This is a genomic window from Deltaproteobacteria bacterium (genome assembly GCA_021737785.1).
Classification (GTDB): Bacteria; Desulfobacterota; DSM-4660; order Desulfatiglandales; family Desulfatiglandaceae; genus AUK324.
Genome location: JAIPDI010000016.1, coordinates 72,657 through 96,266, shown reverse-complemented (window position 1 = coordinate 96,266; position 23,610 = coordinate 72,657). Strand labels below are relative to the sequence as shown.

Sequence of the window (23,610 nt, the reverse complement as noted above, 5' to 3'; positions counted from 1 at the left end):
CCACCATATAGCCCTGAACCAAACGACCAGGGGTTTTCGTGTTCCCTCGAAGATGGTTCCCGCTGTGACCGACGTCTGATACCCACAGGTAGAGCATTGATAAAGAAGCCGCCTAACAGGCCAAGCTGTTGTCCCATTGCAACGAGGACACCGAAACCCGTCAGGCCATCGCAGATTAACCAAATATCTACGGCATTCCTCCTCGGAGGAAAAACGCGCTTCAAGTTCCGCCAGGGTACGGGGATAATCTTCCATGCCCTGAAATACTATATGTTGGGGTTACCTGAGTCAAGTGGATACCCCCAAAGGAGAATATCCCCTTGGTTTTGAAGTCTGAGGATCAAAGAACAGACTTTGAATGTCCTCCTGCGATTTTCGATCTTCGTCCGGGCTGAATTTTATGGCCAGGGTTCGAACGATGCCAAGGCACGTCACCACAAACCCAGGGCAACTCCTTTCATTCATGTGGGATTCTGTCGGAACATAGCCAGGAAAGACTGCTGTCGTATTAAGGGCATGTGAGAAAACGATTAGTCTCAGGGGACCCGGCGCCTGCTCTTTAGATTTTCCAACCTCTTCATTTCTTAATTCCACCTTAATCATCCTCTAACTCAACTATCCTACAAGTTCTCTCCATATCCTGATCAACAGGCTGAAAGCTCAAACAACCAGCAACGGAGGTTCGCAATGCCCCAAAGAGAAAGTCTGAAAACACTGATCCCATTGGAAAGACTGAGCGACCGACCTGTGAGGCGCGGCATCATGACCGGCTTCAACGGTTTGTTGGAGCGGGTTCTTTCGGTGGACAAGATCAGAAGCATTTACGATACGATCCCTGAATGCAGCGACCCCTTTCAATTTCTGAAATATACCCTGGATAGGCTTCATATCGATCATGCCCTCGATGAGGAGGGACGTCGGGCGATTCCTTTATCAGGCCCGGCCATTGTGGTCTCAAACCATCCCTTCGGCGGCATCGATGGAATGATCCTCGCGTCAGCGCTTTCCTCTGTTCGAAGGGACATCAAGATATTGGTCAACTACTTTCTTGAAAGCATTGAGGAGTTGAATCCGCTCTTTTTTCCTGTAGACCCCTTTAACCGGAAGGGCTCAGCCTCCAGAAACATGGGGGCCATCAGAAAGGCCATCCACTGGGTGAAGGCAGGGGGCCTCCTGGTGGTCCTGCCGGCCGGTGAGGTCTCCCATTTTTCCTTTAAACGGAGAAAGATCGAAGACCCCGCGTGGAATGTCACTGTCGGGCGACTTGTTCAATTGACGAAGGCCCCGGTGTTGCCTGTGTACTTCAGAGGCAGAAACAGTGCGCTGTTCCAGATAGCAGGCCTCGCCCATCCCCGCCTCCGCACGGCCATGCTACCCCGCGAGACGCTCAAGAAGGGGGGATCGCTGGTAGAATTCAAGATAGGCCGTGCCATCCCATTTAAAAGCCTCAGCCGATTTCAAGATGCAACCAGGCTGACCGAATATTTGAGCTTTCGCACCTATCTCCTGGGCACTGCCGAAGAGAAGGAAAGATCCGAAGCCCATGCAAAAGGGCGACCGATCCGGTTGAGAAAGATGGATCCCATCGCCCGTCCCGTCGATCCCGGGCTGGTGGCGAAGGAGGTGAACGATCTCCCGCCCGATCAGCAACTCCTCACAAGTAGTAACTTTTCCGTATATTATGCGCGCTCCAGCCAGATACCCCTGACCCTTCATGAGATCGGACGACTGCGGGAAGAGACCTTCAGAACGATCGGTGAAGGGACCGGGAATGCCATTGATCTGGACCGGTTCGATAACATCTACATCCACCTGTTCGTATGGAACAACCAACAGGAGGAACTGGTAGGCGCATACCGTCTCGGGCCAACCGCTGAGATCCTCCCACGACATGGAAAGAAGGGATTATACACCTATACACTCTTCAACTATCAGAGTCGATTGCTGGACAAAATCGGACCGGCCCTTGAACTGGGGCGGACATTCGTAAGAAGCGACTATCAGAGGGATTATTCCCCCCTCCTTCTTCTCTGGAAGGGGATTGGTCAATATATCGCACTCCATCCGTCTTATAAGACCCTCTTTGGTGCTGTCAGTATGTCTAACGATTACCGGCACTTTTCGCGCCAGCTACTGGCGGCCTTTCTCAGAGTGACCAACTTCTCATCGGATCTCTCGCGAATGATTAGACCCCGAAGGCCGCTTGGCCGGAACCGGGCGATTTCACTTATCCATGAAAAAGAAGACCTCCACCAAAATGATCTGAATGAGATCTCGTCTTGGATTTCCGACATTGAAGACGATGGAAAGGGGGTGCCGATTCTGCTGAAGCAGTATCTGAAGCTTGGCGGAAAGGTCCTCTGTTTTAATGTGGATGGAAAGTTCGGCGATACGCTGGACGGCTTGATCGTCGTGGATTTGACCCAGACGGACCATAAGGTCCTTAAACGGTACCTTGGGGAGGAAGGCCTTCAGAAATTTTCTGATTATCACGCAAGCACAACCCTTGATCCTCTAGTTATTAAAAGCAGGCCCTTTCCATCTTATGCGGATCCCTTTGAACGAAAATCTCTGAAAAGAGCAGGTCAGGGTCTGCTTTGATAGTAATCGAACGAAATTAAAACCCCGTCTTTTTAAAAGCGATTTCCTCTTAATGCTCTTTAATACTCCCATCATATACTATGAAAGGATTCATATGAAAATTGATCTCCACGTCCACTCCAAATTTTCCACCAGGCCATCGCAGTGGGTTCTCCAGAAGATCGGTTGTCCCGAGAGCTTCACTGATCCGTTGGAACTCCGCCGCATAGCCCTTGAGAAAGGCATGTCCATGGTCACCATAACCGACCATAACACCATCGAGGGGGCCTTAAAGATCGCCCATTCACCGGACACGTTTATCAGCGAGGAGGTGACCACCTATTTCCCCGAGGATGGGTGTAAGGTCCATGTGCTGGCTTTCAACATATCTGAGGGCCAGCACAGCGAAATCCAGAAGGTTAGGTCCAGCATTTTCGATCTTGCGGGGTTTTTGAAGACGGAAGGGATCGTCCATGTCATCGCCCATCCGCTCTACTCCACCAATGACCGCATGAACGCCGACCATTTTGAGCAACTCCTCCTCCTCTTTAAGAACTTTGAGCTGAACGGGGCCCGGGATGAAAGCCAGAACAGAATCCTCAAGGCCATCGTAACCGGGCTTCAGCCCAGGGACATTGAAAGACTTGTGGATAAGCACGGAATCGAACCGGGCTTTTCAGAGCCCTGGCGAAAGAACCTTACCGGGGGCTCCGACGATCACAGCTCTCTCAATATTGCACGCAGATATACGGAAGTCGAGGCCGTCCAAACCCTCGATGAGTTCCTGAAGGGGGTTTGCAGTGGCCAATGCCTCTCTCATGGGAGTGAAGCAACTCCCCTGACCCTTTCGTACATGCTCTACAGCATCGCCTACCAGTTTTACAGAAAAAAGTTCAGTCTGGATCGCTACGTTCATAAAGACATCCTGATGCGCCTTCTGGACGGCTTTCTGAGCAATAATCGTCACAGATCGGGATTCAAGTCCCGGCTCTATTTCTTTATAGGATCGCACAGACACCCTAAGGTTCCCCAGGGGGCCGCAGGCATCAAACACCTCCTGCGTCACGAAACGCAGAAACTCCTCTTGAGCGACCCGGCTCTCTTGAACATCGCCAAACTGGGAAACGGGAAACGGAACCACCTCGATGAAAAATGGTTTGAGTTTGTTCATCGCATCTCCGATGAGATGTTGCTCCATTCTTTGAATCGCTTCATGGATCATCTTTCAGGGGCCAACGTCTTCGATATTTTCAGTTCTCTCGGTTCTGCCGGGGCCTTGTATTCATTGCTGGCGCCCTATTTCCTCTCCTTTTCGCTCTTTGCAAGGGACAGGGAGGTGGCAGAAGAGATCGGCGCCCGGTTCCTCTCAATGAGGGTCCGGCGGCTGAAAGAGAGTCCCTTATTGAATGTCGGCCACTTTACAGATACTTTTTACGAAATCAACGGCGTCGCAACTACGCTGCAACAGCAGGTCCGGCTTGCAAAAAGGACAGGGAAACGCTTGACGATTATGACCTGTGAGGAGGAGAGGCATAGTGATGTGGACTGTGTAGAAAATTTTATACCCATCGGGGTCCACAGCCTTTCCGAATACCCCGAGCAAAAACTGTTTTATCCCCCGTTTCTGGAGATGCTCCGGTTCTGCTATGAAAAACGTTTCACCCATCTTCACACGGCCACACCCGGACCGATCGGACTGGCTGCCCTGGCCATCGCCCATATCCTCAAGCTACCGATCGTCGGCACCTATCACACGTCGCTTCCCCAATATGCCGGCTATCTCACGGACGACAGCGCCATTGAAGAGCTGACGTGGAAATACGTTCTCTGGTATTATAACCAGATGGACCTTGTTTACGTCCCCTCACAGAGCACGGGAGATGAGCTGGCCCATAAGGGGGTGTCGCCTTCCAAAATCCGCCTCTTCCCTCGTGGCGTGGACACAGAGCGGTTTCATCCAGCCAAACGAAATCTCAAATTCATGCAGCAATATACGGCCGCGGATGCCTTCAGTCTACTCTATGTGGGAAGGGTATCCAGAGAAAAGGACCTGCCCCTCCTGGCCGAGGTATTTAAACGAGTCTCTCACCCCATTCCCCGCATTTCCCTCGTAGTGGCGGGGGACGGCCCTTACTTGGAGGAGATGAAAAGAGAACTTCGGGGAACACGCGCCTGTTTTACCGGGTATTTGACCGGAGAGGCATTGTCCAAGCTATACGCCTCATGCGATCTATTCGTCTTCCCCAGCGCAACCGATACCTTCGGCAATGTGGTGCTGGAGGCGCAGGCCTCACAACTCCCCGTCATTGTTACGGACTCAGGAGGGCCTCACGAAAACGTGATACCGGGAAAGACGGGCGTGGTGGTCCCTGCCCACGATGGACCTTCACTGGCCGCAGCCATACGATCTTTGTTCAATGACCCTGAAAGGTTACGTCAGATGGGCAAGGCAGCCCGCCTGTATGCGGAAGGCCGTTCTTTTGAGAACGCATTTGAACAGACCTGGAAGATGTATGAAAAGTGGGATATGGAACCCTCGCCGCGTCAAACTATTTTGGCCAAGGCAGTCTGATGTCACCCTTTTATTCATCGGAAATATATCCCGGCAAGATGAGGCGTCAATTCAGGGATCGGGGATACGTCGCTAAGGAATGGTTGACTCTACAGACCGGCTGGCCTCTCTCTCGAAGCCGCCGGATCTGTCCCTGGCGCTTTTGAAGTTCCTTGTAGAGGGCCGCTTCATAGGCAACACTCCATTGATCGTAGTGTCCTGCGATCTTGTGTGCCGTGCAGATGGCACTCCGGTGGATCTCGTCCATGCGTTCGCGCGCCTCTTCAGTCAGATTGGAGCCGGGTATTGCATTCCTGACAAGCGCCTCGACCTTCTCTTTTCTTGATAACATGTGACCCTCCGAAAAAGCATGCCGATGACATGATCCCATCCGTAACGTAAAGCAGTCTCCTTTGCGAAAAGGGCGTAGCCCATTAGTTTGCACAGGGCAGTTCGTTGCGGCGCGATTAGATTCAATCTCCCAGGGCGACGGTTCTTCTAACACAGGAATCTGTCTCATTTCCAACCGTGACATGCATGGAAGAAAGCCCATCGCCAGTTTCTTTGATGATCTGAACCCAACATTCAGGAAATACGGTCCTAATCAAGGCGATCAACTGCTTATGGTTCTCAGGTTCTCGGGATACTACAACGATTTTTTTCATCGGAACCCCTCCGCCGGCTATCTCACCCCCTGCTTCAATTTAAAAATGCAGGAAGTCTCACCCGGCCTTTCCAATTTTCACCCAAAATTCATAATCAGAACTCCCCATCAGTTATGAAACCAATACAGCAGATTTGTTAAGTCTTCATTTGAAAAACATTATGAATCAGTTAAAATTAAGAATACTTCTCGAACAAAAAACCAGAGAAAAGATGGTTCGGATTTCCGTCCAGATATCGATCCGCATTCAAATCCTAATAATTCTCTAACAAAGCGTCCCTAATATGAAGACGCAGACTCCATACACAGCAATTCTCATTATGAAATCGATGGCGCCACATATCCCGTTCGTAGTGTCGCCGTCAGGGGATTTTTAGGGTCTAACGGCCCCACTACAAACGGATCGCATCAGTGCCAAAGGCAAAATGAGAATTGCTGCTCCATACACCGAATTGAGATAGCCAACGCATCAACAATCCATCATGAAGCACAGGGGGATAAGGGATGACCAATCAACATTCGGAAAAGATCAGGGTCCTTTTTATCTGCGTGCATAACAGCGGCCGGAGCCAGATGGCGGAGGCCTTCTTGAATACCTTGGCCGGAGATCGGTTCCAGGCGGAAAGCGCCGGCTTCGATCCAACCCGCATTTATCCCTTGGTCATCAAGGCGATGCAAGAGATCGGCATGGATCTTTCCAAGAAACAGACCCAAAGCGTCTTTAAACTGTATCAGGAGGGGAAGCTGTTTGATTACGTGATTACCGTCTGCGAGGAATCGGCCGAGGACCAGTGCCCGATGTTTCCAGGGGTTACCCGGAGACTGAACTGGCCCTTTGATAATCCCGAGGCGTTTGAAGGGTCCCATGAAGAAAAGTTGAACCATGTCAAGAGGGTAAGGGATGAGGTCAGGGCCAGGATTGAGTCCTGGGTTCAGCAATCAGATAGGGGGGAGGAATCGGTCGGTTGAAACGGCTCCTGTGGCTCAATTCTGCTTTCCTTGGAACGCAATTCCTGATAAAACAGGGTCAAGAAGTTGGAAAGTACCGTCAGAAGCTCAACATCACACCTGTCTGACCTGAAAGGCGTCAAAAAAACAAGGCGGAATATATATGTGCATTTTGAAAAGCGTGGTATCCACGATCCTCGTGATCTCTTTGTGCCTTGCCCCTTCGGGGTGCTTCAAAAAGGAGCAGCCCAAGATAAGGATCGCCGGATCAACCACCATCCACCCTTTTATGATCCGGGTTTCACAGCTTTATTCAGGGCAGGGGGAGGTTGAGATCCAGGTGGATTCATGCGGGTCTCTGAAGGGTGTGGAAGCCCTCCTTAATGGGGCGTGCGATGTGGCCATGTGTTCGTCCCCCATTCCGGCCGACATGCTGGCGAATGCCGCATCCAAGGGGATGCAGATCAAAGGGTTTTCCTTTGCCTACGACCTGATCGTCCCGATAGGTCATCCGTCCAACCCGATCAACAACCTGTCCCTGGATCAACTGGCGGGCATCTATCAAGGGACGATTGACTCTTGGGCCGCTGTGGGAGGCAACCCTGGCAAGATCGACGTAGTGGCCAGGGCCCCATCGTCAGGCACGCGCGAGGTGTGGAATCAGGTGGTCCTGAAATCGGCCAGAGGGAGAGAGGACTGGGTGATTCGGGATTCCAACAGCGGCGTTCTGGCCTACGTGGCAGAGCACCCGGAGGCCATCGGTTATGTCAGCCTCGCCATCGTGAATCACGAGATCAAGGTCCTCTCAGTCGGCGGCGTTGCGCCCACCATGGGCACTGCAAAAGCCAGGAAATATCCTGTATCCAGGCAGTTATATCTTTATGTAGATGAAAAGACCCTTTCCTATCCTGTAAAATCCCTAATTGTATTTGTCCTCAGCGACAAGGGGCAGCAGATCGTCACAGAAACCGGTTTTATCCCGCAAAATGCGCTGAAATAGCCAGATATGCATATCCCCGCTTATAAGCCTTACATGGTTTTCCATGTTTCTGGCACCCTTGATGGAGATCCACCCCCTGGTTCTCCACTCAGGGCGGCCCTCTACCCCCTTTGAGATGGAAATGCCCATGAAAAGCCAAATTCTAATTTGTTGTCGGGCCTTCGGCTAAGCGAGAGACTATTTTCTTTGTCCGCACATCAATGATCGCAGCCTTGAAATGGGAGGCCAGCGCATGGGCGCTTTGCCGGTCCTTGGGCCTGTCGACGCTGATCTCGTAGGCATTGCCGGGTCCGGCATCAAATTGAAGGGTGACATAGGGGGAGACGATGTTTTCGTGATCGTCGTCATCGATATCCCAGATATCCTTGTATCGCAGCTCCACAATATGGGTCCCGGCAGCGAAAACCAGTTCCTTTTTCCCTTCGTAGAGGATTCGGGTGAATATGTTTTCCACGCTGTCTCCGTCAAACCTGCCGATCTCAATGAAGTTGGGAAAGGTCAGACTCGCGGTCTGATCTCCAGGTTTGCCCACTGTGTAGGTCTTCTTCTGCGTACAGGCCAACAGTGTGAACAGGACGCTAAAAAACAAAGCAAAACCGATATTGATGCGTCTGTATTTCATAATTTCCCCTCATACAAGGCTTCTTTGGGTTATAGTATTCGCCTTCCGGTGTGTCGTGACGCCGTAAGGCATTATGTCAGGTCCCCGTGGCCTCATGGACACACCGCAAACCGAGATGATAATTGAAGCCTTCATCTCGATTTGACTGGCCGCCCGGAAGCAATGTTCGCTCAAACGCACATCAAGAAATCTATTATCTCAATGCGTCGCAGAAAAAACAGCCGTTTCGCAAAAATCAATTTGGCAATTTTCTGTTAAGATATTGTTAAGGCGAGATGAGTTTTCTATTATGTTAGCAGAAATACCGGAATAAGAACAGCCCGGACTCCGGCAGATCTTTAACGTCTCTCCTGCCGGAGACAGCCGGGCTTTCTTTTTTATGCGGGCGCTTACTTGGTGAATTTGATGACCATGAAACCTCTGTTAGGTCTCAGGATGTAGAGATAGACCGTTTCACCGGATTTGATCTTTCCGATTTCCGCTTCATACCCCTTTACATCATCCACTGATTTATGGTTGATCTCCCGGATGATGTCTCCCTCAAGAATGCCGGCCTTTTGCCCCTTGCTGTCCGGTTCCACGCCCACCACCAGAACTCCTCCGGCATCCTTCAGGTTGAACTGACGGGCGGTCTCGGGCGTGATATCGGCGACGACAATTCCGAAGTCATGCGTCTTATCGGGGGTGGCGCCGGCATCCGCACGTTCCGTGTCTTCTCTTTTGGAAAGCGCGACATTAAAGGTCTGGCTGCTCCCCTTGCGCAGAATCAGGATCTCCACCCCCCGGCCCACGGGGGTCTCGGCGATCATCCGGCTCAACTCCCTGCTGCTGTCAACCTTCTGGCCGTTCACCTTTTGGATGATATCCCCTACCTTCAGACCCGCCTTATCGGCCGGATCGCCCGGAAAGACCTGGGTGACCAGGACGCCCTCTCCATCCTTGATGCCGTAATATTCCTTCAGTTCCTGGGAGAGGTCCTGGATCCCTACCCCCAACCAGCCCCGGGTCACCTCGCCCTTGGTTTTGAGCTGGGTGATGATTCCCTTGGCCAGGTTCACGGGGATGGCGAAGCCGATCCCCTGTCCGCCGGCGATGATGGCGGTATTGATGCCCACCACCTTCCCCTCCATATTGATCAGCGGGCCGCCGCTGTTTCCGGGATTAATGGAGGCATCGGTCTGGATGAAATCGTCATATGGTCCCGATCCGATTACCCGTCCCTTGGCGCTGATGATGCCGGATGTTACCGTGTGCTCCAGACCGAAGGGATTGCCGATGGCCAGGACCCACTCCCCTATCTTCAGGGCATCCGAGTCACCCAACTGGATTACGGGGAGATCGTTGTCCGACGTTATCCTGATCAGGGCCAGATCCGTATTGGCATCACGGCCCTTTACCTCGGCGTCAAATTCCCTTCCATCCTTGAGAATCACCTTGATCTTGTCCGCCCCTTGCACCACATGGTTGTTGGTGACGATAAAACCCTCCTTATCGATAATGAACCCGGACCCGAGACTCCTCTGCCTGTATTCCCTTTGCGGAGCCCCGCCGAAAAATTTTTCGAAGAAGTCGTGCAGGGGATCCTGACCCTCGGGCATCGGCCCCCTTTTAAAATGCGGAATCATGGGGTTTCCGCCCTTACCGTTTCTCTCCGCCCGGATGTTTACCACGGCCGGGCTGTTTTTCTCGGCCAGGCTGGTGAAACTCTCCGGCGCAGCCCCTAAGTCCCTGGCCGCGGCCTGGGTCTCCGGCACCGTGTAAATGCCGGAAATAGTAAAAACCCCTGCCGTGAGAATAATAAGCGCCGCTGCCGCCTTTCCCAATAAAAATCGTCTGAACGTGTTTCTTGTTTTCATTCTGTGCCCTCCTTGAGAATCTCTCGTGTGAAATCCATGGACCTCAACAACACGCGCCGCTGAGGTTGAGAGGAACGTAACATGCAACCCTTGCCTCAACCTTTCCATATGATTACAAGTTGGTAATGAGGCTGAATTTACAGGATAATGAATCATGACTGACGGCTCATGAATGCCGCCATGATCCTTCCGCAGCACACCACACGCCTTGCGCCTCCCGATTATTTCCTTGATCCAGGACTGAAAGACAGCTATGTTTTAAATGTTCAAGAGTTATTTATGTGAAAGTGTCTATAAGGAAATGGCGGATGAAAACGTTTTTTAAAGCCCTGGGGTGGGGCCTTTTTGGAGTGGTCTTTGTCGCCCTCTGTACCGGGGCCTATTTTTGGTACATCTGGTCCAGTAACCTTCCGTACATCGGCTCGGTGAAAGAATACCGGCCCCCGATCATTACGGAGATCTTCAGCGATGACGGCGAGGTCATCGGCAGACTGTGGGAAGAAAAACGGACGGTTATCTCCCTGGACCAGGTGCCCGAACACCTGATCCAGGCCTTTGTAGCGGCAGAGGACTCCCGGTTTTTTCAACACGAAGGGGTAGACATCAAGGGCATTTTCAGGGCCTTTGTTAAGAACCTGACCAGCGGCAGGATTACGCAGGGGGGGAGCACCATAACCCAGCAGGTTACCAAGTCCCTCCTCCTCAAGAATGTGGAGCGGACCTACCGAAGAAAGGTCAGGGAGGCTATTTTGTCTCTCCAGGTGGAAAAGGAGTTTTCCAAGTCTCACATCCTGTATCTGTATCTCAACCAGATCTACCTGGGTCAGGGGGCATATGGCGTGGAGGCCGCTGCAAGGACCTATTTCGACAAGCCGGCCAAAGACCTGACCCTCGCTGAATCGGCACTCTTGGCCGGCCTGCCTCAAGCCCCTGCCAGATACTCGCCTGTTGCCCATTTTGAACGTGCCAAGGCCCGGCAGAATTATGTGCTGGAGAGAATGCAGGAGGACGGTCTGATCACCCGAGAAGAATGCGACAGGGCCTTACACACCCCTCTCGACATCCGTTCGGGAGGCGAAAACGTCTTCGAACGGGCCCCCTATTTTACCGAGCACGTCAGACAGTATCTTCTTGAAAAATATGGGAAAGACGCCCTCTACAGAGGGGGGCTGAAGGTGTATACCGCTCTGGACCTGAATATGCAGACCCAGGCCAGGGACGCCCTCAACAAGGGGCTGGCCGAGTTAGACAAGAGGGAAGGATACCGGGGACCGTTGCGGCATCTTTCGGACCAGGAGGCAGCAGACTTCAGACTACAGGCCGCCACGGAATTTCGATCGGCCCCCCCGGAAACAGGGAGTGTGGTCGAGGCGCTCGTGGGTAAGGTGGAGGACGAAAAAGGGACCGTGACCCTCCATATCGGTGAAGAAATGGCGCGGCTGTCCCTGAAAGAGATGAAATGGGCCAGGAAGCCTGACAAGGAGGTCCCTTATTATGAGGCCAGGGCCAGAAAGCCCTCTCAAGTGTTGACTCCCGGGGATGTTGTTCTGGTTCGCCTCTTGAAAAAGATTGGCGGAACCCCAGCCGACCTCAAGGTCAAAAAAGGAGAGCCAGGGCCTGCCGGACAGGAAGATTTTTCCTGGGAGGTTGCATTGGAGCAGGTCCCCCTTGCGCAGGGGGCAATCGTCTGCATGGCGCCTGAGACCGGGGAGGTGAAGACCCTGGTGGGCGGCCGGGACTTCAGCGCCAGCCAGTTCAACCGGGCGGTCCAGGCCCGGCGGCAGCCCGGATCCGCCTTCAAACCCTTGATCTACGCAGCGGCCCTCGATAAGGGGATGACGCCGGCCACCATTATCATGGATGCACCCTATATTTCTAAGCGAAACCCGGAAGGGGAAGCGTGGAAACCCAAAAATTACAAGGAGAAATTCTACGGGCCCACGCTGGTCAGGACCGGCCTTGCCAAATCCCGAAACGTCATTACCGTCAAGATCCTGAATAAAATCGGGATAGACTATGCCATCGACTATGCAAAGAACATGGGGATTGAGTCTGAACTGGCGCCCGATCTCTCCCTGGCCTTGGGATCTTCCGGCCTTTCTCTGCTGGAAATCACCCGGGCATATGCCGTATTTGCCAATGCCGGCATGCTGGTGAGGCCGATCTTTGTCAAGCGGGTAGTGGACCGTAACGGTTTGGTCCTGGAAGAGAATCAGCCTGAAACCCGACAGGTCATCTCCAGGGAGACCTCTTTTGTGATGACCGACCTCTTGAGGGCCGTTATCACCGAAGGGACGGGCTGGAGAATCCGGGCACTCAAGCGACCGGCTGCCGGAAAAACCGGGACCACCAATGATCTCAGAGACGCCTGGTTCCTGGGATATACGCCCGACCTTGTCACCGGCGTCTGGGTCGGTTATGACGATTCACGGGAGATGGGCGACGGTGAGACCGGTTCGAGGGCGGCAAGCCCCATATGGCTCGATTTCATGTCCGCCGTCCTTGAGGGAAAACCGGTCAGGGATTTTGAGGTCCCCGATGGGGTTGTTTTTGCCAAGATCGACACAGAGACGGGCCTGTTGGCCGGACGGCATTCCCGGAAGACCGTATTTCAATCCTTTGTCGAAGGGACGCAGCCGGAGGCCTATTCTCCAAAACCCGCGTCTGCCAGTCTGGGATCATTTTCACAATTTGACATGGACCTGGAGGCGAGAAATTAGTGACCGGGATTCAGGGATTGAGGGGATTGGGATAAATGGGTGGGGGACTGGCTGGGAAAAGGTGAGATGATGTCTATTCAGTCTAAAGACCTCTGATTCCTGTTTCAGGCGTGACCTTCCGGATGAGCGCGCCGATTGCGGCCATGTAGTCGGAAAGCCCCCGCATAAGGATATCATTATGATTCGCGCCGGCAATCTTGAGCAGGGTCTTGTCCTGCGCAGGGGAGGCGTCGAAGAGGGCCTGCCCGTCTGAAAAGGGAATGATGTGGTCCAGCTCTGCATGGATAATCAGGGTGGGTTTGTCAACCCTCCGGATCTTCTCTATATTCCCGAGACCGGCCTCTTCTTCAAAACCGATGGCCCTCAGGTCAACGCCCAGGAGCTGGAGAAGGGGCCCGGAAAAGGCGAACCCGCTCTCGACAATGAGGCCGTCGATCCGGTCTCTGTAATGGGAGGCAAGCTCAAGGGCGGATGCGCTGCCCAGGGACCTGCCCATTATAATGAACGGCCCGTGACAGCCTTTTTCCCGAAGCCAATTCTTTGCGAAATCAAAGATGATATGGCAGTCCCTCATCATGGCGGTAATGGTGGGCCGGCCGGTTGAGCGACCATATCCCCGATAATCGACCGGCAGGAAATTGACCCCGATCCGGTTGTAAACCGGGCCCATGTCGTTATAATCTGCCACGATTTCACCGTTTCCATGGAAAAAGAGGATAGTGGGCGCCCCCTTCTCACCCATATGGAACCGAGCGCCCACCGAAACATCCCCTTCAACCGGGATCACCAGGTCCTCTCCGCGGCGTCGGGTCCGGGAATCATCCCCTTCAGGCCGGGGATGAAACAGAAACATGAGGATCTCAGGCCGGTCCAGGACCGAGTAATCGATCGTCGAAATATCTATCATGGTGGGTGCCTCCAGCTTCATTATCCTTGCGGGTATTCTTGAATCTGATCCATAGCCTTGACACCCTCCTCCCTTTTTGTCAAGAATATAACAGAGGTGTGAGGCGCAAGGAGCAGGAAGTATGGAGTAAGCCGTAAGGCATGAAGCATCGAGTTTCTCTCCGCTCTACCCAACCCCATTACGGGGAATTTACGACTGCGGAGGAGGCAATAGTCAAATCAGAATACAGGTGAGGTTCATCCATTGACAAAATCGAAAAACAAGGCCCCATCAGATGCGGGCACGACGGGGAATAAAAGCATCCAGGCTTATGCCGGTTCCATCTTAAAGGATCTTCATACCCTTCCGGATAAAGTGGTCATTAACAGTATCCTGGAACACCCGGCCCCCCGGCAATTGATTCACCGCCTGCCGAGCGAGGATTTCTTCTGGCTGATAAAGAAGATGGGCGAAGAGGGGGCCCTCCAGTTATTGCGGCTGGCCTCCATTGAGCAGTGGCAGTACCTCCTGGATCTGGAATTATGGGACAGAGATCGTCTCGACATGGAAGAGACCTCTGAATGGCTCCGTCGCCTTCAGTTGGCCGATCCCGAGAGGTTAACCGGATGGCTCTTTACGGATGGCCAGTCCCTTGCCTATTACTATCTCTTCCGAAACATCCAGGTGGCGATCAGGGACGAAGATGAGGACAATGACTTCGAAGAGGGATTCGTCACCCTGGATGGGCTTTTTTACATAAGGGTAGCTGACCCGGACCGGATGGAAACCATCCAGGCCATGCTCCGGACCATGGCGGATGCGGATTTACTCAAGTACCAGGCTTTCCTTTCGGGACTGGCAGGGATCCTCCCCGCGGAACTGGAGGAGGATATGTACCGGATGAAAAATATCCGCCTGGCCGAACATGGGTTTCTTCCTCAAGAAGAGGCCATGGCCGTATACGCCCCGTTGCAGCCGGATGACTTGACGTCGGATACGCAGATAGCGCAAAGGGTCGGCCATGTGGATGAAGATGTCCTTGATATGGCGCCCTATTTGCCTTTGTTCTTTGTGGAGGGCCGGAGCCTCCTGACAAAAACCCTGTCCGGGATTACGGATGCCCGCTTTATCGACCGGGTCCGGCTGGAATTTGCCGGGCTCTGCAATCAGGTTCTCTCTGCAGACGGACTCCCGATCCATGACATGGATGTTCTCAAAAAGACCTGCAGGAAGTCTGCAGGATATATGAATGTCATTCTCGAAAGGATGTGTGGTGAGGACCTCGGGGCCGCAGAGGCCCTCCTGAGACACAACGCCTTGATGTCTCTTTTCAGGGCCGGGTTCGGGTTGGCTCAGGGAATGAAGTGGGAGGCGGAGCGCTGGCTCAAGAAAAGCTGGTTCAGACAAAAGGGGTTGGGCTTTGATTTCTGGGGAGAAGCGTGGGGCTACCCCCTCTCAGGTCTGGTGGCGAAGCGGCCCTTGTATTATGACATACAACAAAGGGATGGCGAGTACAGGGACTTTGAACACGATGCCGAATTGGCAGAGGTCGGCACCCTCCTTCACCGGGTGATGGCGATCGACGCATTGCTGGCGGACTTGACCACCCGATATTCCTTCAGTCAGGAGGCCGGCGGTCCCCCTGAGTTGATATTCCACTCCCTTCTCTTTACCCTATGGGCCAGGTGGATTCTCGACCTGACCCCCTCTTTTGAAGGCATCTCCCTGGATGAGGCGAAACAGTTCTTCCGGTTTCTCCGGTCAGGAGATGACCACGCCCCCTACCGGATGGCCGCTTTTGAAGACGTATTCGTAAATGACTTCATGGCCGTCGCCTCGGGATGGGATTCCGAGGCCGCTGCCATCCTCAAAGAGACGCTCCCAGTAATCTGGGAGGGGTTCTGCCGGGAATATGAACGGATGCAGGCGAATGCCCTGGATCGGCGGTTCAGCACCTACATCATCATCAGCCCCGATCCAGCACCTCCTGCTCGCTGAAACAGCCGGTGCAGGTCTTTCCCCACATGGAAAAGGTATGTTCCGATTCATAGGGTTTGATGTGAAGGTAACCGTCCCTGACGAATTTTTTCAGGGCAGAGACAGGGAGCGAGACTTTCCCCACAGGAACCTTTTCGCCATCGCCTTTTCCTGAAATCAGCTCTTCGATGTTCATACGCAAACCTCCCCGAAAAGTAAGTGTATATAAATAAGGTGCCTAACGCGGATAACCGCAACCAAAACGCCTGTGTGCTGTCCCGTCATTCCGGCATGCCCTTAGCCCGAATCCAGTCCGCCGTATTTCTGGATTCCGGCTGCAATCTTGCCGGAATGACGGAAGGGTAAGCGTGCAGTGCAAGGATGGCCATATTTTCTTGTTTTTCATGACAGAAGACCAGGTACTAACGCGGGCTGCGCCCGCAACCCAATGGGTCGCCAGGTTTGGGGTTCAGAGGTTCAGAGTTTTTTCAGCCACTTCAGACCTTAGCTCACTTTAGGCACTGCCCTTATGTCCTGACCTCCTGCAACATGAATACGGTGTATGAAATGGCAAAACAGATAACCGTGATGGCAATCAATGCAATAATATGGGGAAAGACAACCAGGAGACTCTGCCCTAAAGCCAGGGGATTCTGAAAACGGGCAGAGAGGAGTTCCTCCATCGGGCCCATGAGTATGATGGATCGGGTCGTTTTTCGCATAGGGTCGATAATGGTGGCCGTGGCATTGGAGTAGAGGATCATTGGAGAAAAGAGGGACACCGCTTCCTGGATATGGGCATGTTTCAGCACCGCCTCAGGCGACGACTCGTTCTGGCGATCGATCGGCGCAACCGTATTGGCAACGACCTCAGCCCCCAGGGATATGAAAAAAGAGAGGAAAATCCAGAGGGCAACAGAGGCCAGGGCCGAGGTGGCGATGCTCTTGAAGAGGATGGAGAAAAGGATGGAAAGGCCGAGCCAGAATGCAATGTAGAAGATGCTGATGAGGAGGTATATAATGAGCCGCCATATTTCTTCAATCCCGGGGACTACCCCGACCAGGGCCAGGCCGAATCCGGATATAACCAAGAGAATGGCCGTGAACATAATGGCGATGGTGGCCACGCCGGCCAGGAATTTACCGTTGATCACGGCATCGCGGTAGACAGGTTGGGATATAACCTTTATCAGGGTCCCCTGTGCCCTTTCCCGGTTAATGGCATCGAAGCCCGACACCAGGCCGATGAGAGGGCCGAAAAATGCCACGAACTGGACCATGGAAAACATGACGCCGGGGGTGCTGAAGAGCATCAGAAACGGAAATTGCGTGGTAGCCAGGGCCTCCAGATTTTCTCTCATGTGAACGGCCGCCATGTAGCTGGTGATGAAGCTCACCATGGCGATGAGCCCAAAGAGGATCACAAACCGGTAACTGCTCAGCTGATCCTGAAGCTCTTTCCTGAACACCGCATACAGACCCTGCATATCATACCTCCTGGAAGTACTTCAGATAGACCTCTTCCAAGGAATACTCCCTTTCACCGACCCCGAACGACTCCTTTGCCAGGGCGTCAATCGACCCCTCGGCGATCAGGCTGCCGGAGATCATGATCCCGACGCGATGGGATATCCGTTGTACCTGGCTGAGGTTGTGTGATGAAAGGAGCACGGTGATGTTTCTGGTCTGGTTTAATGACTGGATCAGGCCGACCATCTGAATGGCCCCTTCCGGATCCAAACCCAGGGTCGGCTCGTCAAGGAAGAGGACCGTCGGATCCTTCATAAGGACCTCTGCAATGCCCAGCCGCTGCTTCATTCCCCGGGAAAATGCCCCGGTCTTTTTGCGTGCATTTCCCTTGAGACCCACCAACTCCAACAGATCGTCGATCTTCTCACTTGCCTCCCTGCTTCCGATGCCGTTCAGGGCAGCCACATATTCAAGACTCTGCACCGCATCCATATCCCCGTAAAAACCGACATTCTCCGGGAGATATCCCACATGGCGCTTGACCTCCCTGGCCATCCTGAAGGGGCTGAGGCCGCATACCGTTGCAGAACCGCCCGAGGGGCGGGTCAGGCCCAGGAGCATCAGGAGGGTGGTGGTCTTACCTGCGCCGTTAGGCCCCAGGAATCCAAAGATCTCCCCATCCCTGATCCTGAGAGAGAGACGGTCCACGGCTGTCTGACGTCCGTATCGCTTGGTGAGGTCGATGGTCTCGATAATCATTTTACAGTCCAAACTAAACCACGGAGGTTTGGGAAGGCGACGTGGCGCCTTCCGTCCCTTCCCGATTTAGCGCCTTCCCAGACGGGTGAACAGAAATACAAGTCCGGCCATAACAAAGACAATGAGCCCGACGCCGATCCATCCCCATGCGGCGGAGGCAGTCACGCTCACCCGCATCTCGATGGTCTTGTCCGCCTTCGGTGGGCTCCCCGACTCCACACGGAGTCCGACCGAATAATCGCCCACCAGGGCCTGTCCCGCCGGGGTGATGGAGACCTCCACCTGCTTGAGTTCCTGAGGTGCCAGGGTGTCGATGGACTCGGGCGCAAAGGCCACCTTCCAGTTTTCGGGTTGAAAAGAGATAAACCTGACATTATTCAAGGGAGCGGATCCGGTATTCTTGACATAAAATGAGACCAGGGAAGTCTCTCCCCTGACAGCAGGGAGGGAGAGCAGCCCGTTGGCCGTGCCCGCATCCATTTTGAAGGTGCCAGTCAATATGACGGTGAGCGCCACCTGGCCCTCGGCCTCAGGGGAACTGATCTTGAGCAACACAGGGTATTCCCCCGGTTCTGACCAGGGGTTGGGGGTTGCTTCCACCGCCATGGTCTGGCTTTGACCCGCTTTCAATCTCAGGCTGGAGATAAATTTATCTTCGTAGGCCGGCTTGAAGTTGACCGTCCAGTTTTCAGGGGCCTGAGCGGCCAGATTAAAAATGCCCTCCTTGTCTGATTTGTTTTCCACCTCAACGGAAAACTCAAACTTGGCATCCGTCGGTCCGGTCAACACCGGATACGACGTGACGATATTCACCCCTTCAGGCCGCTTCTCTTCTTTTTTCTCCTGAACCGTGATCACCACCCGGCCCGTAGACGACAATTGGCGGTCCTCGGTCTGTCCCTGGACTTCCAATGCATAATCGCCCGGAGCCGCATCCTTGTCCGGCTGGACCCGGAGCGTCAGATTCTTCTCGGTATCGCTCTTGACATGAACCCCTGTGACACCGAACTCATAGGTCTTGATCCAGGCCTTCCACCCCTCCGGGATCGCGCTCAGGTGGAGATCGATATTTTCATCCTTCTGTCCCCCGTTGGACACCATAAGATTGATGCTCACGTCGTCCCCGCCGGGAACCACCACCCCTGTGAACTCGGGAGATACGGAGACGGCCCGTGGGGGAAGGTCTTTTTTTGCGGTCTCTCCAAATGTCGAGGTGGGGAGGGGGGACAACACAAATAGGGCAGCCACGAAACATCCCATGATAAGGGGCGAATGGTTGCGTTTCACTCTCATCACATCAATCCTCCTTCAAATCGCTTTTTGTCTGGGCGTGTTTTTCCAGGGTGCCGAGATCATACCCGGCCTTCTTGTAGTCATCAAGGGCCCTTATTTTCAAATCGTGGTTCCCGACCTTTTCCGAATGGGTATCTGCCAATTCGGCGGCATGGCTCCACATCCCGGCTTTTTCGTATTCAGAGATGCTCTTGTTTACCCGGCCATGCTCGTCAGACGTCTCGACGATCGCCGCACGACACCACGATATGACTTTCTTGACCCTTCGTCCGCAGGAAGGGCAGGTGGTAAGGGGGGGCTCATCCATCCCCTGGATGATCTCAAAGGGACCCGCACATGTCCGGCAGGCCTTCCGGGGGTCTACGGCCTCGTATTCGTAAATGGGCATTTTACCTTTGATCTAAAGTTTGACATCGGGTCTCGCGGTACGGGAGCCGGTGCGCGATGGTTGCTTTTGAAATTCCCGGTTCACGGAGCTTATTCAGAAACAAATAATAAATATTCAGCTGTCAATCGTCAATGGTCAATCCTTGCGCCAAACCGGCCCCTCCTTGGTGTCGATGACTTCCACGCCCATCCCCTTGAGTTGTTGTCTCAGGTCATCGGCCAGGGCCCATTCTTTTTTGGCTCTGGCGGCCTCGCGCCGCTGCACCAGTTCCTCCACTGCGGCGTCCTCTGCAGGAGGCTTTAATCTCATGATCCCCAGGACGGAATTGACACGCCCCAGGGCGGTCAGGACTTTCTCCCGGTCAGAAGGATCAAGGCCGCTCCGGTCCATCTTCTTATTGACCGTCCGGGTGAACTGAAACAGAGAGGCCAGTGCAGGCGCAACATTGAAATCATCATCCATCGACTCGATGAATTTTTGTCGCAGGGCATAGATCGTCTGATCCATTTCCGGATCGATTGGGCCGGGCCTGGCGGAATGAAGTTTCTGAACAAAGGTGTCGAGGTGGGACAGGGTATTCCTGACCCCATCGAGCTTGGCCCGGGAAAAAAATATCGGCTTGCGATAATGCCTGCTGAGAAGCCAGTATCGCACTTCCCTCCCTGAATAGCCCCGGGCCATGAGATCCCTCAGTGTCACACGCCCGTTTTCCGTGGCCTCTGCCGGACGGCTGTTGTCGTCCATTACCGGTTCGTTATGGAGCCAGTAATTGGCAAGGGGCTTGTCCGTGACGGCCTGGCTGATGGCGATGGAGTTCTCGTGATGGGGAAATATCAGGGCAACGCCGCTGGTATGGATATCGTGGGTGGGCCCGAGGTGTTTCAGGGCCATGGCCGCGCATTCAATGTGCCACCCCGGCCGGACATTTCCCCAGATTGTCTTGAAGAAAATTCCCCGCTTCAGCTCATTCAGTGTAGAGCGCTTCAACAGGGTGAAGTCCCGAGGGTTTTCCTTTTCGTATTGGTCCAGGTCAACGGTCTTACCTAACCTGATCTTGTCAAGGTCGATCCGCGACAGTTTGCCGTAGTCCTTGAACCGGGAGATGTCAAAGTAGATGGAGCGCAGCTTTTCATAGGCATATCCCTTTTCAAGGAGTTTCTGGGTGAAGGCGATCATGTCGTCCACATGTTCGCTGGGCCTGGGGTAGGCTGTCGCACGCTTGATGCCGAGGCTGTCAATGTCCGCCATCAGTACATCATAGAACCCGTCTGTAAATTCTCTCAAAGAAATACCGGCCTTTTCAGCCCCCTCGATAGTCCGGTCATCCAGGTCTGTGACATTCATGACCAAGGTCACATCATAGCCCTTCAGTTCCATATACCGCCGGATCAGGTCTGAGAAAAGAAGACGCCTGCAGTGGTTGAGATCGATCATCTGGCAGAGGGTCGGACCGCAGGCATATATGGAGACCCGATTCTCTTCCTGGGGAACAAACGACTCCTTTCTGCGGGTCAGGGTATTGTATAGACGCAGCCCGGACTTCTTCCTGGCGGTGAAGAGGGGAGTGCTCAGGTATTTATCGCCCCCGTCCGGCAGAATCACGACGATACGGCCCGAATCCATTTCGCCTGCGACCTTAAGTGCAACGGCGACGGCCGCGCCCGAGCTCATCCCCACAAAAAGCCCCTCTTTTCTGGCCAACAGGCGTGCGGTTTCAAATGCCTCTTCATCATCGATATTGATAATCCGGTCTGCCCGGGCCTTTTCAAAGATGCCGGGCCGGTATGACTCCTTCATATTCTTGAGGCCCTGGATCTTGTGGCCCAGATATGGTTCAACCCCGATGATCTGGATCCGGGGATTCATTTCGCGAAAGCGTCTGGATATTCCCATGAGGGTGCCGGTCGTTCCCATGGTTGCGATCACGGCATTGAAATCGCCCCCGGTCTGCTCCCAGATTTCCGTGGCCGTGCCATAATAATGGGCCATCCAGTTGGCCTCATTGTTGAATTGATCGGCGAGCCAGTAGGTTCCCGGATGTTCACGCAGCAACTGGTATCCATGCTCTATGGCCCCGTCCGTTCCCAGGTGAGCGGGCGTAAACGCGACTTCGGCCCCCAGGGCCTTGAGAATCTTTACCCGCTCTTCGCTCACGGCCTCGGACATGGTCAAAAGGATGCGATATCCTTTAACGGCAGCCACCAGGGCCAGGCCGATCCCCGTATTGCCGCTGGTAGCCTCCAGTATGATTTTATCCCTGGTCAACTCCCTGGATTTCTCGGCAGCTTCAATCATATAGAGGGCAGGCCGGTCTTTGATGGACCCCCCGGGGTTGAAACTCTCAAGCTTGGCCAGTATCTGGACATTCCTGTTTCGGTTCAGGGCGGTGATCGGAACCAGCGGTGTGCCGCCGATCTGGTCAAGGATATTTTTGGTTCCTTCAGTCATTCGCTTCTCATTCCGGTCCCATCTCTTCTGGACCGCATGAATATAATAAAAGGCGTCCCCTAATACAACAAATCGTTATCCGGTTTCAATGGGAACATCGGGACGGGACCTCTTTCAAGGGTTGACCTTTGACCGGACCCCTGGTATATCTTGCGCCTGCGGTTGACAATCAACTATGTTTGTCGAAAATCCGGGACTTGAAACCGGCAACCCGTGTCCAACCTGTCACTGGTTGCCGGTCATTTGTTGTTCGTTGCTGGATGAAATCCCTGGGCCCGACGCCTTGTGCACCGTGTCAGCGGCTGGGGTGGATTCATGGTCATCTGTTTCTCTAATTCTTTTATTTAAGGAGTTCCGGTGAAAATAATGGTAACCGGCGGGGCCGGATTCATCGGGTCCAATGTGGTGGACGGTTTCATCGATGCCGGACACCGGGTCGTGGTCGTGGACAATCTTTACACTGGAAAGCGATCCAACGTCAACCCCCAAGCGCAGTTTTATGAGCTGGATATCCGTTCGCCTCAAGTGGCGGAGGTGATGGAAAGGGAAAGACCGGATGTCCTGAATCATCATGCAGCCCAGATGAGCGTTCCGGATTCGGTCGCAGACCCCCTTTTCGACGCGGATGTGAATATCAAAGGCCTTCTCAATCTGCTGGAGGCCGCCAGAAAGCACGGGGTCGGCAAAGTGGTTTTTATCTCTTCGGGCGGAGCCATATATGGGGAGGCATCAGAATATCCCACGTCCGAGGCGTATCCGCCCAGGCCCCTTTCCCCCTATGCGGTCTCCAAATTTTCTTCGGAACACTATCTGGAATATTACCGCCATCAATACGGGCTCGATTACACCACCTTGCGCTATGCCAATATCTACGGCCCCCGCCAGGTTCCCCATGGCGAGGCCGGGGTTGTGGCCATCTTCATGAATAACCTCCTTCAGGGGAAACGTTCCGTCCTGAATCATTTTGCAGAGGACCAGGCCGGGATGGTGCGGGATTATTGTTATGTGAAAGATGTGGTCAGGGCCAATCTGGCCGCCCTGGAAAAAGGCTCGGGAGATTGTTTCAATATCGGGACAGGCGTCGGCACCCGGACCCTGGATCTCTATCAAACCATATTTGAGATCTTTCAGGGACATTCTTCCGACATGTCCGGAACACTCGCCGTACTGGATCGCCAGCTTGCCAGGCCAGGGGATTTGACAAAGAGCTGTCTGGTCATAGAAAAGGCCCGCCGCATCCTGGGCTGGGTTCCGGAGACCGGTCTGCGGGAAGGCATCCGCGAGACCGTGGAATGGCGCTTGCACCAAACGTAACGCGTGAACATAACAAACTTTTATTCTGAGTCAGGCGCAAACGTTTTTTGATCTCGCCCCTTGACAATTTATCCGTCGATCTTATTTTTTCTCAGATTAAAGTCGTGCGCGCTTGGATATTCTTGTGTTTTTAG

19 protein-coding genes are annotated in these 23,610 nt (G+C 53.6%); 7 read left to right on the top strand and 12 right to left on the bottom strand.

Translation table 11 applies throughout. The annotated features are described in order from the left end of the window. On the bottom strand, positions 1 to 183 hold a 183-nt coding region (locus tag K9N21_10000), incomplete at its 3' end, for a transposase (GenBank protein MCF8144241.1). Between the two features lie 504 nt (positions 184 to 687). Here K9N21_10000 and K9N21_09995 point away from each other — a divergent pair. Further along, on the top strand, positions 688 to 2,601 hold the full coding sequence (locus K9N21_09995) for a lysophospholipid acyltransferase family protein (GenBank protein MCF8144240.1): 1,914 nt from the start codon (positions 688 to 690) through the stop codon (positions 2,599 to 2,601). Positions 2,602 to 2,695: 94 nt separating this feature from the next. Next, positions 2,696 to 5,152: a glycosyltransferase gene (locus tag K9N21_09990; GenBank protein MCF8144239.1), complete on the top strand. Its 2,457-nt coding sequence runs from the start codon at positions 2,696 to 2,698 to the stop codon at positions 5,150 to 5,152. Positions 5,153 to 5,198: 46 nt separating this feature from the next. On the opposite strand, the gene K9N21_09985 is transcribed toward K9N21_09990, so the two are convergent. After that, positions 5,199 to 5,483 (bottom strand): hypothetical protein, encoded by a 285-nt coding sequence (locus K9N21_09985; GenBank protein ID MCF8144238.1) that lies wholly within the window; start codon positions 5,481 to 5,483, stop codon positions 5,199 to 5,201. Positions 5,484 to 5,604: 121 nt separating this feature from the next. Next, positions 5,605 to 5,796: a hypothetical protein gene (locus tag K9N21_09980; GenBank protein ID MCF8144237.1), complete on the bottom strand. Its 192-nt coding sequence runs from the start codon at positions 5,794 to 5,796 to the stop codon at positions 5,605 to 5,607. Between the two features lie 503 nt (positions 5,797 to 6,299). Here K9N21_09980 and K9N21_09975 point away from each other — a divergent pair. Further along, on the top strand, positions 6,300 to 6,764 hold the full coding sequence (locus tag K9N21_09975) for an arsenate reductase ArsC (protein ID MCF8144236.1): 465 nt from the start codon (positions 6,300 to 6,302) through the stop codon (positions 6,762 to 6,764). Positions 6,765 to 6,906: 142 nt separating this feature from the next. Then, the gene (locus K9N21_09970) at positions 6,907 to 7,743 is read left to right on the top strand and encodes a phosphate ABC transporter substrate-binding protein (GenBank protein MCF8144235.1); all 837 of its coding nucleotides are present in this window, start codon (positions 6,907 to 6,909) and stop codon (positions 7,741 to 7,743) included. 142 nt (positions 7,744 to 7,885) lie between these two features. On the opposite strand, the gene K9N21_09965 is transcribed toward K9N21_09970, so the two are convergent. Further along, positions 7,886 to 8,365, bottom strand: coding sequence for a DUF2057 domain-containing protein (locus K9N21_09965; GenBank protein MCF8144234.1), 480 nt, complete (start codon positions 8,363 to 8,365; stop codon positions 7,886 to 7,888). A gap of 389 nt (positions 8,366 to 8,754) precedes the next feature. Continuing rightward, positions 8,755 to 10,221 (bottom strand): DegQ family serine endoprotease, encoded by a 1,467-nt coding sequence (locus K9N21_09960; protein ID MCF8144233.1) that lies wholly within the window; start codon positions 10,219 to 10,221, stop codon positions 8,755 to 8,757. Positions 10,222 to 10,529: 308 nt separating this feature from the next. On the opposite strand from K9N21_09960, the gene K9N21_09955 reads away from it, so the two are divergent. Then, on the top strand, positions 10,530 to 12,941 hold the full coding sequence (locus tag K9N21_09955; GenBank protein ID MCF8144232.1) for a penicillin-binding protein 1A: 2,412 nt from the start codon (positions 10,530 to 10,532) through the stop codon (positions 12,939 to 12,941). 82 nt (positions 12,942 to 13,023) lie between these two features. Here the strand turns inward: K9N21_09955 and K9N21_09950 are convergent, their stop codons facing one another. After that, the gene (locus K9N21_09950; GenBank protein MCF8144231.1) at positions 13,024 to 13,848 is read right to left on the bottom strand and encodes an alpha/beta hydrolase; all 825 of its coding nucleotides are present in this window, start codon (positions 13,846 to 13,848) and stop codon (positions 13,024 to 13,026) included. Positions 13,849 to 14,091: 243 nt separating this feature from the next. Here K9N21_09950 and K9N21_09945 point away from each other — a divergent pair, with 243 nt between their 5' ends. Then, positions 14,092 to 15,825, top strand: a complete 1,734-nt coding sequence (locus K9N21_09945; GenBank protein ID MCF8144230.1) for a DUF6178 family protein — start codon at positions 14,092 to 14,094, stop codon at positions 15,823 to 15,825. On the opposite strand, the gene K9N21_09940 is transcribed toward K9N21_09945, so the two are convergent. The 6 genes from K9N21_09940 to cysS form a co-directional block, all read right to left on the bottom strand. Next, positions 15,794 to 16,000, bottom strand: a complete 207-nt coding sequence (locus K9N21_09940) for a hypothetical protein (GenBank protein MCF8144229.1) — start codon at positions 15,998 to 16,000, stop codon at positions 15,794 to 15,796. The two genes, K9N21_09945 and K9N21_09940, sit on opposite strands and share 32 nt — an antisense overlap. A gap of 331 nt (positions 16,001 to 16,331) precedes the next feature. Beyond that, complete coding sequence (locus K9N21_09935) at positions 16,332 to 17,291, bottom strand: ABC transporter permease (GenBank protein ID MCF8144228.1); 960 nt, start codon at positions 17,289 to 17,291, stop codon at positions 16,332 to 16,334. A gap of 1 nt (position 17,292) precedes the next feature. Next, positions 17,293 to 18,033 (bottom strand): ABC transporter ATP-binding protein, encoded by a 741-nt coding sequence (locus tag K9N21_09930; GenBank protein ID MCF8144227.1) that lies wholly within the window; start codon positions 18,031 to 18,033, stop codon positions 17,293 to 17,295. A gap of 66 nt (positions 18,034 to 18,099) precedes the next feature. After that, a complete protein-coding gene (locus tag K9N21_09925; GenBank protein ID MCF8144226.1) occupies positions 18,100 to 19,326 on the bottom strand; it encodes a hypothetical protein in 1,227 nt (408 codons plus the stop codon). A gap of 4 nt (positions 19,327 to 19,330) precedes the next feature. Beyond that, positions 19,331 to 19,714, bottom strand: coding sequence for a zinc ribbon domain-containing protein (locus K9N21_09920; GenBank protein MCF8144225.1), 384 nt, complete (start codon positions 19,712 to 19,714; stop codon positions 19,331 to 19,333). A gap of 135 nt (positions 19,715 to 19,849) precedes the next feature. Then, positions 19,850 to 22,162 carry a cysteine--tRNA ligase gene (gene cysS, locus K9N21_09915; GenBank protein ID MCF8144224.1) on the bottom strand — a complete coding sequence of 771 codons (2,313 nt, stop codon included), beginning with the start codon at positions 22,160 to 22,162 and terminating at the stop codon, positions 19,850 to 19,852. Between the two features lie 357 nt (positions 22,163 to 22,519). On the opposite strand from cysS, the gene K9N21_09910 reads away from it, so the two are divergent. Continuing rightward, positions 22,520 to 23,476: an NAD-dependent epimerase/dehydratase family protein gene (locus K9N21_09910; GenBank protein MCF8144223.1), complete on the top strand. Its 957-nt coding sequence runs from the start codon at positions 22,520 to 22,522 to the stop codon at positions 23,474 to 23,476. Positions 23,477 to 23,610: the final 134 nt, after the last annotated feature.